This is a genomic window from Clostridium cavendishii DSM 21758, assembly GCF_900141845.1.
GTDB classification, from domain to species: domain Bacteria; phylum Bacillota; class Clostridia; order Clostridiales; family Clostridiaceae; genus Clostridium_AG; species Clostridium_AG cavendishii.
In genome coordinates this window covers 240,747-255,734 of sequence record NZ_FQZB01000006.1, presented here as the reverse complement: position 1 = coordinate 255,734, position 14,988 = coordinate 240,747, and the positions used below count along the sequence as shown (strand labels likewise).

6 protein-coding genes are annotated in these 14,988 nt (G+C 28.7%); 4 read left to right on the top strand and 2 right to left on the bottom strand.

From position 1 onward, the window contains the following. Window positions 1–7: 7 nt before the first annotated feature. From BUB01_RS06880 to BUB01_RS06870, 3 genes are all read left to right on the top strand, one after another. Entirely contained in the window at window positions 8–1,825 is a 1,818-nt protein-coding gene (locus BUB01_RS06880) for a sensor histidine kinase (RefSeq protein WP_072985962.1), read from the top strand. A 267-nt stretch (window positions 1,826–2,092) separates the two neighbouring features. Then, window positions 2,093–3,394, top strand: a complete 1,302-nt coding sequence (locus BUB01_RS06875) for an ABC transporter substrate-binding protein (RefSeq protein WP_072985961.1) — start codon at window positions 2,093–2,095, stop codon at window positions 3,392–3,394. Between the two features lie 125 nt (window positions 3,395–3,519). Next, window positions 3,520–6,789, top strand: a complete 3,270-nt coding sequence (locus BUB01_RS06870) for a fibronectin type III domain-containing protein (protein ID WP_072985960.1) — start codon at window positions 3,520–3,522, stop codon at window positions 6,787–6,789. 114 nt (window positions 6,790–6,903) lie between these two features. On the opposite strand, the gene BUB01_RS06865 is transcribed toward BUB01_RS06870, so the two are convergent. Further along, on the bottom strand, window positions 6,904–7,392 hold the full coding sequence (locus BUB01_RS06865) for a hypothetical protein (RefSeq protein WP_072985959.1): 489 nt from the start codon (window positions 7,390–7,392) through the stop codon (window positions 6,904–6,906). A gap of 664 nt (window positions 7,393–8,056) precedes the next feature. Here BUB01_RS06865 and BUB01_RS06860 point away from each other — a divergent pair. Further along, window positions 8,057–13,522, top strand: coding sequence for a S8 family serine peptidase (locus BUB01_RS06860; protein WP_072985958.1), 5,466 nt, complete (start codon window positions 8,057–8,059; stop codon window positions 13,520–13,522). A gap of 192 nt (window positions 13,523–13,714) precedes the next feature. On the opposite strand, the gene BUB01_RS06855 is transcribed toward BUB01_RS06860, so the two are convergent. Then, window positions 13,715–14,602, bottom strand: coding sequence for a choline/ethanolamine kinase family protein (locus BUB01_RS06855; RefSeq protein ID WP_072985957.1), 888 nt, complete (start codon window positions 14,600–14,602; stop codon window positions 13,715–13,717). Window positions 14,603–14,988: the final 386 nt, after the last annotated feature.

Below are 14,988 nucleotides of genomic sequence, written 5' to 3'. Positions count from 1 at the left end.
TGATTACATGAGAAGAGTATCTAAAATTAAAAATAAGATAAAAAGAAATATACCTTACTTAAAAGAAATGTCTGTAAGAAATAAAATAATAATATATATATTTGCTAGTATGCTAATGTCTTTAACTATATTTGGAAGTTTTATGTACGTTAGGATGTACAATAAAATGCTAGAAAATACTTATTCCAATATATCTCTAATGATTAACAATACATCAAAAAATTTAAATGATTCTTTTAATATAATCAATTACACAACGTTAGGTTTAACTTCTAGCAATACAGTAAAAGAATGGATTACAGATCCAGAATATTTTCATGAGAATAGTGAAGAAGCTTACCTAAAAGATAATATGTTTGATAGTGAACTTAGAAGGAGTCTTTTGTTTAATAATGCGTGGAATTTAAAGCTAATATCTACAGTATCTACATATGTAAATGAAAAGGGTGTAAGTTATATATTTACAAAAGAAATGCCTATTGAAAAGTTTAAAATAACTTCAGATAAGATTTTTGAAAATATAAAAGATAAAGCAGGTGAATATATATTTGATGTACCACCTACGATATGTGATAACAATATATATCATATAAGAAGACTTAAAAATCCACATAATAAAAAGGAAAGTATAACCTTTATTGTGGCTACAAGTGAAGATTTAATTGCAGATAAATTTGAAGATCTTAAAGCTTATAATAATTCTAATATATATATTTACGACAAAAGTGGTATAGTTTTATCTAGTACGGATAAGAGTATTTTAGGTAAAAGGATAAATGATAATATTATAAAAAATGCTGATTTTAAGGAAATAAAAGAAGTAAATATAGAAAAGAAAAACTATATAGTAGGATATAAAACTATTGAAAGTAATGGCCTAACTCTTGTGATGGCAGTACCTAGGGAAAAAGTAGTTAGTAATATCTTTGAAAGTATGAATTATTTTATTACTTTTTCATTATTTTTAATAATAATTTTAACAACAATAGTAGTTATGTTTATGTTGAGGTCTACAAAATTTATTAAAGATTTATTAGTTTGTATAAATAACATAAAAAATAAGAAATATAATACAAAAATGCCTACATATAAAGATGATTCATTAAATGAACTTAGTAGCGCAGTTAATTCAATGACTGATGAGCTTAATTATCTTATTAAAGAAACTTATGAAAAGCAGCTATTAATAAAAGAAATGAACATAAAGTTTTTACAATATCAGATGAATCCTCATTTTCTTTTCAACGTGTTAATTACAATACAAATGAAGGCAAAAATGTGCAAGGATGAAAGTATATATAAGATGGTAAATGCATTAACTATTCTCTTAAGAGCAGGTATATACACAGATTCAACAGCTAAGGTAAAATTAAAGCAAGAACTAGAGTATGTAGAGTTTTATCTTTATCTTCAACAAGTAAGATTTGAAGAAAGATTGGAATATAAAATAAATATTGAAGAAGAGGATATGTTAGAATTAAGTATTCCAAAGCTCACAATAGAGCCAATAGTTGAAAATGCTATAATACATGGCTTAGAGGAGACAATAGGTACACTTATAGTAGAAGTTAATGTATTCAGGGTTAAGGATAGTATATGCATTGAAATCAAAGATAATGGAATTGGTTTTGATGTAAATAAAGTTATAAATGAAACAGAAGATGATGTTACTAAAAGAAACACACAAAGAGATAAAGTAGGACTTAAAAATACTGATCAAAGATTAAAACTCATATATGGTCAAGATTACGGGTTAAAGATTGATAGTGTTATAAATAAAGGAACTAATATTAAAGTAATAATACCTTTAGATTATAATAAGTAGGATAAAGATTTAGATTAAAGTATGTGGAGTTTTTTATAATCTAATATGTTCTTTGAATAAAATTTATATATCATAATAAAAATCAAAGAAGTACAAGAAAAGAAAAAATATTAAAAGAAATTAAGTATTTTAGGAAATTTTAAAGAAAGCACCTTGTAAAAAGGCAAAATTAATACAATAACAGGTACGGATTTTACATTCAAGCTATTTATTAAAAGGTTTACAATAGGATTGTGCTTAATAAAACATTTAAGGAGGAATCTTAAAATGAAGGGAAAAGGATACAGAAAAATATTATCTTTAGTACTTGTTGGTATTATATCATCTGGCTTTATAGCATGTTCTAAAACAGAACAAGCTTCAGGAAAAAAGGACAAAGTAAAAATAACTTACCCAACATATAGAGTTGGTGCACATGCTTCAGCAGCTGCGGAAAAAGAAATAATAGACGAATTTAACAAAAAGTATGGTGATGAAATTGAAGTGGTAGTAGAAGAACTGCCAAGTGACCAAGCTTATGTGGAAAAAATGAAAGTCTTAGCAGCTTCAAAACAATTACCAGACATAGTAGAAGGTAAAAATGGAATAATTGATTTGGCTATTAAAAATGGTCAAGCAGTAGATTTACTTTCAACTGTAAATGGAGATGAAGCTTATAAAGCTGAAATCGGAGAAGAAGCTATTAAAGCAAATATGAGAGATGGAAAACTTTATTCAATAGCTAATGCTCGCCAACTTATAGGATATTTCTATAACAAAGAAATGTTTAAAAAGGCGGGAATTAATCCAGCAAAAACTTGGGATGAATTCATGTCAAACAATCAAAAACTTAAAGATAGTGGCGTAGCACCACTTGCATTAATGACAGGTGAAAATGCTTGGACATCAAATCTTATATTAGGTTCTATAATAGGTACTGATGGAGAATCTGGAAATAAATTTATGAATACAATGAAACCAGCTGACTATAGTAATCCATCTGTAATCAAAGGTCTTACAATGATGCAAAAAATGTTAAAAGAATACACTACAAAAGATGCTATAGGAGCTATGTATGCAAATGCTGCAAATAACTTCTCTCAAGAAAAGGCAGCAATAATAGCAAATGGACCATGGATGACTCCAGATTTTTCAGATAAAGATAAATCAAAAGAAGGATTAGCTGATAGAGTAGGAGTTGCTCTTTACCCAGAAGACGGAATCGTTTCACAATATGAAATAGGTTATATGGTATGTACAAGCGATAAAGCTAAATCTGATGCAGCTATGAAGTTCTTAAAGTTCAAAACTGGAGCTTATGCACAAAAGGTTATGCTTGAAAAAGCAGGTGCTCTTCCACTTACTGATAAGGTAGAAATGAGTGAAGATTACAAAAAGAAAAATCCTCTAATAGTAGATTTAATAAAACTTAGCTCAGAAGCTAAACACAAATACTCAAACTTAGATAATACTGCAAATCCAACTGTAATGGATGTATTTGCAAAATTATATCCAGACCTAGCATTAGGTAACATAACACCAGAAAAAATGGCTGAAAAAATGACAGAAGCAGCAGCAAAAAGCAAATAAAATCAATTCATCAAACTAACACAATTATCCTTTTGTTTTACTACAGCATGTTGATTTAGAATTAAATAATTAATCAATATGTTGTAGTATTTTTTGCAAAAAAATTCATTTAAGGGAGTGATCCAATGAAGAAAAATATTAAAACTTTTTTATCATTAATTATGGGAGTTATATTTTTAATAACTCAAGTGCCACCTGTTTTAGCGATGGCAGCGGAAACAACTACTGGAGATTATACAGATAAAAAATATCCAGGACTTGTATCAAGCTTTGGATGGGAAGGTGACAAGCACGCACCAATAGCTTTTATAGATGGAAGTTATAAACTAAGAGATAAAAATAACCTAATAGTAAGATTTGGTCTTACAGATATAACAAGTAAAATTAAATGGTACAATCATTCAGAATATCTTCCTTGCTTTGTAAGTGAATATTCTAATGACTCTTTCAAAGTAAAGGTTGAAAATTTTGCTGATAAGGTAAACATTAAAAGTAATGATTACGAAATAGCTTATTCAAGATATACAGTTACAAATATTTCAAATCAAACAAGACCTCTACCAGAAGTATCTAAAGAATTGATACCTTTAAATGATGATGCAAAAAACAAAGTAGAAATCAAAGTTGGAGAAACTATAGTAAGAGACTATGCAATAGGTGCAGATAGATTTGGAAAAACTTATGAATGGCCACAGGATTCTGAAATAGCAAGTGCAGGCTCATATGATAGTCACTTTGACAATATGAAAAATTATTGGAATGGAAAGTTAGACAAGATAGCTAAAATAGAAAGCTTACCAAATAAAGACTTAATAAATGCATATAAAGCAGGGTATATTTATACACAAATAATAAAGGATGGTAAGGCTGTTCATGTCGGAGAAAACGGTTACGATAAAGTATATGACCATGATACCATAGGAATAGTATCTACATTATTTACATTAGGAGATTTTAGTGAAGCAAAAGATTTATTAGAAACATTACCAGCTCAACTACAATTTGATGATGCAAAATGGAAATATAGTTGGCCATTTGCAATTTACCTTAGAAAAACAGGTGACAAAGATTATATAAAGAGTAAATTCAATGAAATAAAAACTAATACACATAAGATAGAAACAGATAGAATAGACAATGGAAAAGGTATAATAAAGCAAACTTATGCAATAGACTCTACAGGTCATTGGACTATAGATAACTGGGCAGCACTTTTTGGTCTATTATCTTATAGATATGTTTGTGAACAGTTAGACGAAAAAGAAGAATTAAAATGGGCAACAGAACAATATGATGACCTATTAAATGTAGTAAACAAAACATTATCAGAAACTATAAATAAATATTCACTAAACTATATTCCAGTATCTATGGTAGAACCAAACGACTACAACCGTTGTGATGATCCTAGAGATGCTAACTGGGCTTCAATGTTCTTATTTGGAAGATGGGCTTGGGATGGCTATCTATTTAATGGACATCAAGAAGGTGTAAGTTTTGAAAAAATAGATGACACTTATACTTACGGATTTAATAGAACTAAAGGTTTATTAGAAAAATATAACTTCGGGGGTTACCCTCATGGAATCTATAGTAGTGCTTATAATGCAGGTTACGGAAGTGCAGGATTGGCTGGTGAAAAATATAGAGACCTAGGGATAAAAGCTTATGAGTTTATGATAAATAACACAATGAGTGGTCCTTTTGGTTGGTGGGAAGGAATAAACTACAAAAAAGATTCTTCTCCTTGGGATAGATCGCATGCACCAGGTGGTGGTGGTTCTTGCCAACATATGTGGGGACAAGCTGTAAATACTAAAGTATTATTTGATTCACTAATAGCAGAAAAAGTAGATGGAAAAGTAATAATCGGAAGAGGAGTTCCTACAGAATGGTTAGAAAAAGGTCAAAACATAAAAATATCTAACTATGGTCTAGGAAACAATAAGCATATTGGTTTCAATATGACTTCACAAGGAAAAGAAATAAAAGTTTCTATTTCAGGAGATAATCCAGAAAATAATATAAGTCTAGAAATGCCATTTTTAAAGAGAAATATAGAAAGTGTTAGTACAGGTAAATTAGATAACGAAAAAGGAACTGTAGAAGTATCAAAAGATACAAAAGAAGTAACAATAAAGCTAAAGAATGAAGCTACAAAAGATGCTGCATCACAAGAATTATCAAAACCTACATTAAAAGAAGTTACTCAAAAAGATAATGGGGTAGAAGTAGTTTGGGATGAAGTTAAAGATGCAGAAGGATATGTAATAGAATACAAAACTAATAACTACAAAACTAATAGAATAGATGCTAAAAAATCAAATAAATATACTATAGGTCTTGATAAGCTATATCCAAATGTAAATTATGAATTTAAGGTATATGCTTATGCAGGTAACAAAGAAAGTGAAAAATCAAATCCTATAAACTTAAAAATAGAATTACCAAAGAGTATAACTGGTGGAGATATAGAGATGAAGGTTGACGCTCCAGAACCTGTAGTAGATCTTACAAAAGAGGGAACTTTAGATTGGATAAGAGCAGGTAAGGTACAAAATATTAGAGTAGAAAGAAAAGCAAATACTAAAAATTACATTACCTTAGACTCTTTGCAAAAGAATGCTATATCAATATTTAAAGATTCTCCGATAAACTTTATATGGTCAGATGGAACTAATGAAACTAAATGTGATGAATCACGATATGGACTAGTATTTAATGGAGAAGATAAATCTTTAGAAGGAAAAGGTGATGGTTATCTTTTAACAGTACCAGCCGATACTAAAGAAAGGGTATTAAGAATATACACAAGTGTATATAAAGCTAAAGCATCTATAAGTGCTTATTTAAGTGATAATAGTGCAGAGATAAAAATAGATTCACTTGAAAATAAAGCTAAATCAGAATACAAAGTATTTGAAATAAGATATAAGGCTAAAAATGATGGACAAAAGCTATATGTTAAGAGTACTATAGATGAAAAATATATATCAAGTGGAAACAACACCTTTATAGCAGCTACACTACAAGGAGAACCTCCTGTAGAAGTTATAAGTAATGAAAATAGCAATAATAATCAGGGCGAACAAAAACCTGGAGAAGAAAGTAAGCCAAATGAAAATCAAAATGGTGGACAAAATAAACCAAATGAGCAAAATCCAAATACAGAGAATAATGGAGCAAATAGTGAACAAAATGACAAAAATAAAAATGAGGTAAAGAATCAAACAGACACTAAAACTGAAGGAACTCAAAAACAAAATACAGGAGATAAATCAAAAAATATAAATAAATTACCTCAAACAGGGACTGCAAAAGGAGCAATAGGTTTTATAATTTTAGCCTCAATAATTTCGGGAGCAGTTATATTAAGAAAAAATCGTAGAGGTTAAAATTTTCATTATTTAAAGTAATTTAAATGAGCTGTATCTAAAGATACAGCTCATTTTGTAATCGTAGGCATAGGGAGGAACCCTACAGGTTTATGCTAATAACAAATGCAATTATTAAAATATGTTCAACATATAATATACTTTATTTCTATCTTTATCTAAAATTAAAAAAATATAATTGTCAGGCTTGTTTTTTTGAGATTTATATAAGAAGTATTGTCCAGTCTTAACATTTAGAACATCCATACCAACAGCACTTTTATATTTTTCTTGTTCTTTTTCATCTAGTAGATTTGAAAATTTCAAACATTTATTATTAATATCTTTTATATTAGAATTATTAATCTCATTCCATAAAGGGTTTTTTATAATTTTCTTAATAGATTTTTCATTTAGAGTCCAAATCTTAAAATCTTGACCTTCTTTAAAATCAAAAGCAAAAATGGTAGTAGAATTTTGAGGCATAGGTATATTAATACTCCAATTTATTGCTAAGTCTAATTTATCGAAGAATTGTTTACCATAGCATATACAGAAGTTTGTAAATGTAGTTATTATAACTGCGATAACTATAATAATTCTTATGCGTCTTTTTACCTTCACTTTAACAACCACTCCTTTACTTTTTACTATATAGTATCATTTATAACAATGAAAAACAATATATAATTATTAAATAACAATAAAAATATTATGAAAAGATAATATGATTTTTTTGTGTTATAATTAATGCTTTTATAATTGAGAATTAAAAAATATAGATATATGTATCTTAAGCATAAAAAACTGTACCTTATACAAATGGGATTGTTATAATTTGGTAATAGAAAAATATGAAGGAACTTTAAGAATAGATTTTAATGAGAAAAGCTTCAAAGTAAATATAGTAATTCCCAATAATTAAGATTTACTTTTAGGTTAGTATGGTGATTTTTTTGAGAAGCATCTATATTATAGTGAGAATATGTCAATATAGTACCAAAATGGGTTAATAATATTTTATGAATACAAAATAAGACACTAGAGTTTTTAGTGTCTATTTTTTTGTTTTTATGGAGATAAATTCCATGTAATTATACATTTTCTAACTTGTATTGCGTTAAAAATAATTTTAACAATAAAATAAAAATAACAATAAAATTTTGATAATATTACAAAAAAATATAACAAGTATAAATAAAAACAAAATATGAAATACATATTGATAAAAAAACAATAATAGTATAATATAGGTTTAATATCCAAAAAATGTATAAGGGGGAGAGTTATGAAAAAACAAAAATTAAAAATCGTAACGTTAATGACTGCTTTCAGTTTTTGTTCTTCAGTAGCAGCGGGGGCTGTAACTACAACTGAAAAAACAATATCTGATGAAGAAATCAGACAAGCTTTTACTAAGAATTTAAGTGAACAAGTGAAAGCAGAAGAGAGGGAAAATTATAATAAGGTGCTTGAAAGTTTGGGGGTAAAAGCACCTACTGACATTAATGAAACAAAGTTAAATGTTTCAGAAAAGATAAAGGCTATAGTTCAATTGGAAGATGCTCCTGCTATAAAATCTGGACAATCAGAAGAAGCTGTCAAAGCAGCTCAGGCTAATATAATAGCTCAGGTTGAATTGATAACTGGAACTAAAGTCAGAAAGAACTTTGGTTATTTAGTAAATGGATTTTCTATAGAAGCAACTAGGGGAGATTTAGAAAAAATAGGGCTACTTTCAGGTGTTAAAAATGTAAAAGAAGCTAGAGTTTATTATCCAGATATGACTTCTGCAGATCAAATAACTAAAGCCGTAAATGTGTGGAAGAATAATAACTATAAAGGTGAAGGTTTAGTAGTATCAATAATAGACACAGGTATAGATTATACTCACAAAGATTTTAAGAATATTAATACAAATACTATTAAACTTCATAAAGAAGATACAGAAAAATTAGCTAAGCAAATTAAAAAGGGAAAGTATTTTACAGATAAAATCCCTTTTGGATATAATTATGCGGATGGAAATAATGAGGTTTCAGATAGTGGTAATCAACACGGCATGCATGTTGCAGGTATAGTTGGGGCTAATGGAAATGATGAAGATATAGATGCTTTTAATGCTATAAAAGGAGTAGCACCAGAAGCACAACTTTTAGCTATGAAGGTATTTTCAAGTAATCCTGAAAATCATGGAGCTAATGATGAAGATACGATTACTGCAATAGAGGATTCTGTTAAACTCGGAGCTGATATTGTAAATATGAGTTTAGGTTCATCTGGTGGTTTTATGGACAAAGATGAGCCAGTACAAGTAGCAGTAAAAAATGCTACTGATAATGGAGTGCTTTGTGTTATATCAGCAGGAAATGCACAAACTGCAGCTACTAGCGATGGATGGGGACAGCCTGCAAATTTACTAGGACTGAAAGATACAGGTATTGTTGGGACTCCTGGTACAAGTGAAGATGCACTTACAGTAGCATCTATGGAAAATTCAAAGGTTATATTTAATTCTATAAAATATACCACAGCAGAAGGAGATACCAAAGTTGTACGTGCTGCAAAAGGTTTAATGACTTCATTAGATGTATTTAAAAATTATAATGAACTTGTTGATTGTGGAATAGGTGATAGCAAAGGCTTTGAAGGTAAGGATTTAAAAGGAAAGATTGCCCTTATAAAAAGAGGTGGTGGAATAACCTTTGACGATAAATCAAAAACCGCAGAAAAATGTGGTGCTATAGGAATTGTATTTTATAATCATGAAACAGGGGGTGATGTGCCTGTAGCAGGTACATTTGGAACTGAAAAAGTACCTGGATTTATGGTAGGGTTGAGTGATGGAAATGAAATATTTAAGCTTGTGAAATCAGGAAAAAATAAAATCAAGTTTGAATTAGAAGGAGGACTTTCTAGTTTTGACAATGCAGATATAAATGATATGTCTCAATATAGTTCATGGGGATTAACACCTAGTTTAGACATAAAACCAGAAATTACAGCTCCAGGTGGAGATATATATTCTCTTGCATATAATAATGGCTACCAATATATGAGTGGTACTTCCATGGCATCGCCACATACAGCAGGTGGAGAAGCGTTAATAATACAGTCTATCAAAAAGAGAGGTCTTAAGGTTGATAAGAGAAATCTTGTAACTTTTGCAAAAAATACTGCTATAAATACAGCAGTTCCAATGAAGGATAAATTTAATAATACAATACCTTATTCGCCAAGAAGACAAGGAGCGGGGTTATTACAGCTCGATAAGGCTGTTACCAACAATGTTATATTAACAAATTCAGATGGAAAGCCTACGGCGGCCCTTAGGGAAATAGGTAAGAATAGTACCTTTACTTTAACTCTTAGAAATTATGGCAGTACAGATGCAAGCTATGTATTAGATAAAGAACCTATTTTAAGTGAAATTACAAATGAAAAAGGAGCTATAAAGGGTATAACAGTTGATGGAGCAGATCTAGATTTTAGTAACAAAGAAGTTACAGTTAAGGCAGGAGAAGAAGCTAAAGTTACAGTTAAATTAAATCTTTCTGATAATGTTAAGATTGATAATTTCATAGAAGGGTTTGTAAAATTTAATTCAAAGGATGATAAGAATCCAAATTTATCAATACCATTTGTGGGGTATTATGGAGACTGGTCAAAAGAACAAATAGTAGATGCACCAGCATATGATATTAATTCTAAGGTTAGACAAACATTATTGCTTACAACTTATCCTGACAATGTAGTACCATTCTTTAATTCAGGTATAGCAGCTATATCTCCAAATGGTGATGATTATTTTGATAAAATTGTACCATCGTTATATTTTTTAAGAAATGCTAAAGAATTAGATGTAGATATAGTAGATGCTAATGGAAATTCTATAAGGGATCTTTATAAAGAAAATAATATAAAGAAGAATGCATTTGAAGAATTTATTAAGGGAACTAAGCGGAATAAAATACTTAGCTTAGCATCTTGGAATGGAACTATATACAACAAGGCTACTGGTAATTATGAACCTGTTAAAGATGGTCAATATTATTACACAATAAAAACAAAGGTAGACTTACCAAATGCAAAAGAACAGACAATAAAGTTACCAATAAAAATAGATACGGTAGCTCCAAAAGTGGAAATAGTAAGTCTTAATAAAGATGCTAATAATAAGTATATTTTAAAATGGAAATCTAATGATGATTTTAGTGGAGTAAACTCAAATGTAGTATTTATAAATGGAAAGGTTATAAAAGGAAAACCTGTGGCAGAAGCAGAAGATCTTTACAGTCAAGAGGTTACAAATGTTGTTGAAAATGGAGTAAATAATGTATTGGTATCAACTTTAGATAATGCTTTCAATATAGGAAAGGATTCTAAAGATTTAAAAGTAGGTACTATAGAAAATGTCTTTATAAATAATTTAAAGGATGGTCAATTCATAAGCTCAAAAGCTTTAATAGATAATAAGCTAAATATATTTGGTGGTGTAGCTGATTCAGTAGAAAAGCTATATATAAACAGCGAAGCTATAAGTCTAGAAGGGAAATATTTTAATTATTCTTGCGAACCAAAGGTTGGAGAAAATACTTTGGAAGTTAAGGCTTTAGGTAAGGATGATAAGGAAATTTATAAAAAGGATTATAAATTCACTTATGATAATGTAAGCCCAGAACTTACAATAAATGAGCCTAAACTTGTAGAAAACGAATATAACTATTTAAAGGAAAAAACCTTAACTTTTAAAGGTACAGCTAAGGATACAAATTTATTAGCAGTTCAGATAGTTAATGCTGCAGGAAAAGTTTTAAGTCAGCCACAAGTAAAAGAGGATGGAAGTTTTGAAGCAACTATAAATCTTACTAATGATTTAGATACTATAACTGTACTAGCTGCAGATAAAGCCATAAATATTACAAAGAAAAGCTATATAATAACTACTAAAGAAAAGGTACAAGAACCTTTTGCTATAAAATTTAGTAACTTATCAGCATTTCAAGTAGTACCTGCTACAGATACTAGAAATGATATTTATACAGTAAAAGGAACTGTTAATAAAAAGGTAGTGGAATTAAAGATAGCAGGTGAGAATGTAACTGTAAATGATGATTTAACATTCTCAAAGGACATTAAATTAGTACAAGGTTCAAATAGAATAACTATATATGCAAAAGCTGAAACAGGTGAAGTTTATGAAAGCTTAAGTAGAGTAATGTTTGACTCTAAATTACCGAATATAAAATTGAATAATGTAAATATAAGGAAGGATGGAAACATCTATACTAATAATGATTCAATAACTATAAAAGGTGAAGCTAGTGATAATCTTTATGGATTTACTTTAAAAATAAATGGAGATATTATTTTTAATTATAATAGATATCCATCACAAGATCCTAGCGTATTAAAGAAAGACTTTGAAAAGACAATAAACTTAAGTGGAGAGCAGACAAAGGTTAAGATAGAACTTACAGATTTTTTTGGAAATACTAATGTAGAAGATTTAAATGTAATTCTTGATAAGGTAGTACCTAATAAACCAACTATAAAGTTAAATCCAGAGACAGTAACTAACAGGGAAGTAATAGCTACTATAGCCTCTGATGAAACTAAATTAGATTCAATAGAATATAGCTTTGATGGAAAGAACTACTTTAAATATACTGAACCATTAAAAGTAGCGGCTTCAACAGATATTCATGCAAGGGCTATAGATTATGCTGGAAATGTGAGTGAAGAAGCAATTTCTAAGGTAGAAATAGATACAGTAGCACCAGAAATAAAGATTTCAGGAGTTGAAGATGGTGGAATATATAAAGCTAAAGTAACACCAATAGTAACTACTGATGACAAGGACGCAACTATAGAAATGAAGTTGAATGGTCAAAAATATGATGGTTCTGCTATAGATGTAGCCAATAAATATAAATTGGAAATAACAGTTAAGGATAAAGCTGAGAATGTATCAACTAAGACAGTCAATTTTGAGGTAAAACAACTAATAGTAGTAAACACTAATGGACAAGATGCAGAAGCTAAAATAGATGGAATAAAAAGTGTTTATGAAAATATATTAATTGAAGCACAAGATGCTACAAATTCTAAAGTTATTATAAATTCTGAAAGCTTAAGTAAAGATAATAAAAATCTAATTTTAAATTCAAAGAATGTAGGAGTAGTATTGCCTATTTCAATAATAAATGATCAGAATATAAAGGCTACAACTTTAGAGGTTAAAGAAGTTACAGACTTAAAAGATGCAAATAAAGGATTTAAATTCTTAGGAAAAGTATACAACTTTGATTTAACAGCTAATATGAAAGACGGCTCAACAAAGAATATAAAAACTTTTGGAGATACACCAGTTAGACTTAGCTTTAAATTAACACCAGAAGAAGCTAAGAATTTAGATGTGTCTAAGCTAAATGCATTTTATTACGATGAGTCAAATAAAACATGGGTTGCTTTAAATAATGGAAACTTTGATAAAGATACCTTAATTTATAGCTTTGATGTAGTTCATTTTAGTAAGTATACAATAGGTGTTAAGGAATCTACAAGTAATGGTGGAAATGGTACTTCTAATGGTAATGTGGCTGGAGCAAGTACAGCTAATACATCAAATAGTGGAAATATAATTAAAACAGGAAGTCCTGTAGCTACAAAAGTTATAGTTGTAACAGGTCTTGGACTAATGGCTATAGGTACTTTAGCTGTAGTTTATGGAAAAAGAAAAAGGGTTAAATAATTTAAGATAAGGGTAATAAGAAAGATGCCTTCCTACGAATTGTGTAGGAAGGCAAATTTAATTTTTTATATACTTTCTAAATTATTAATTGATTTATAATAATATTGTGCAATAGTATTTTAAAAGACAAGTACTCTAATCACATAAAATATCATTTGCAAGGAAAATAGCTTAATTATTAATAATTAGACACTATAATGTTACTATACCTTGGTATAATCTATCTAAAACACCTTTAGCAAATTCATAATAGTTCATATTATGGTTGACTCTTTCAATGTCCATTCCTTCATGAATTAGTGCCCATGCTACTTCCCTCAACATACAAATAAACTTCATATCATTTAGTATACTAAGTTGCTCTTTGTCAAAAACACCAAAATAACTCTTCAATAAAATTTTATCCTCTTCAATACTAAATCTATTATCTGAAGAAATAGTTGCTAAGTCAAAAAATACATCTCCAATACCAGATAGCTCCCAGTCAATGACGGTAAGTTTTTCTTTGTTTAATAACATGTTATATCCTGTATGATAATCATTATGGCAATACTTGTTTATATTCTCTTTATCTTTACTTCTTTGAAGCTCTATTTTTTCCATGCGTTTTAAATGTGTATATAAGTTATCTGGAAAAGTTACTTTTAAATCTTGTGCACCACTTAAATATTTTCTGATTAAGTCAAAAGGAGAACATTTTCTTTCAATACCTTTTAACGAGTGTATTTTTTGAAGAGTTGACGTAACTTTTTCTATTAGGCACGTATTGTGTATTTCTTCTGATTTCAAAGGTTTTCCTTCAATAAACTCAGTAATCAAAAAGTTCTTTTTGTCTATTGTTGAAAGAACACTAGGAGCTATTCCTAATCTTGATGCTTTAATAATTGCATTTTGTTCTTCTTCTCTGCTTAAATCTAGATATTCATTTTGATTACCATTAATTCTTAATACATAAAATTTATTGTTTACTTTTACTTTATAGGTAACATTTGATAAACCACCATTTAAAGGTTCATATGTGATTCCATCAATATCCCTCCATTCAGGAATGTTTTTTAATGCTGCATTAATATTATTCATTATCTATCTTTAATGAGGGTGAATTACAATCATCAATCTCTCATTAAATCTATCCCCCTTTCTAACATTAAAAGTAATATCTAAAATACCAATTTTCACACAAATATTAGCATTTATAGTAAAGCATTTCAATGGAGTTTTTATAGAAATAGGATGTATTTAATATGGAATTATATAAAATTTAGTTAGAAAATATTATTAAGTTTATAAGGTATAGTAATTTTGATTTTATAAAGATATTGTAGTTCCTACATAGATACTTTTTACATATATTATTTAGTTATAATAAACTAATAAAAAAACAAAAAATGAAAAAAATATTTAGTGATAATTACATGAAATTATTTATAAAAAATAATTAAAAATATGCTATATTAACATGGATC

Coding starts and splice junctions, on each gene's coding strand:
- BUB01_RS06880 (WP_072985962.1), top strand. CDS start 8: ATGAGAAGAGTATCTAAAATTAAAAATAAGATAAAAAGAAATATACCT.
- BUB01_RS06875 (WP_072985961.1), top strand. CDS start 2,093: ATGAAGGGAAAAGGATACAGAAAAATATTATCTTTAGTACTTGTTGGT.
- BUB01_RS06870 (WP_072985960.1), top strand. CDS start 3,520: ATGAAGAAAAATATTAAAACTTTTTTATCATTAATTATGGGAGTTATA.
- BUB01_RS06860 (WP_072985958.1), top strand. CDS start 8,057: ATGAAAAAACAAAAATTAAAAATCGTAACGTTAATGACTGCTTTCAGT.
- BUB01_RS06855 (WP_072985957.1), bottom strand. CDS start 14,602: ATGAATAATATTAATGCAGCATTAAAAAACATTCCTGAATGGAGGGAT.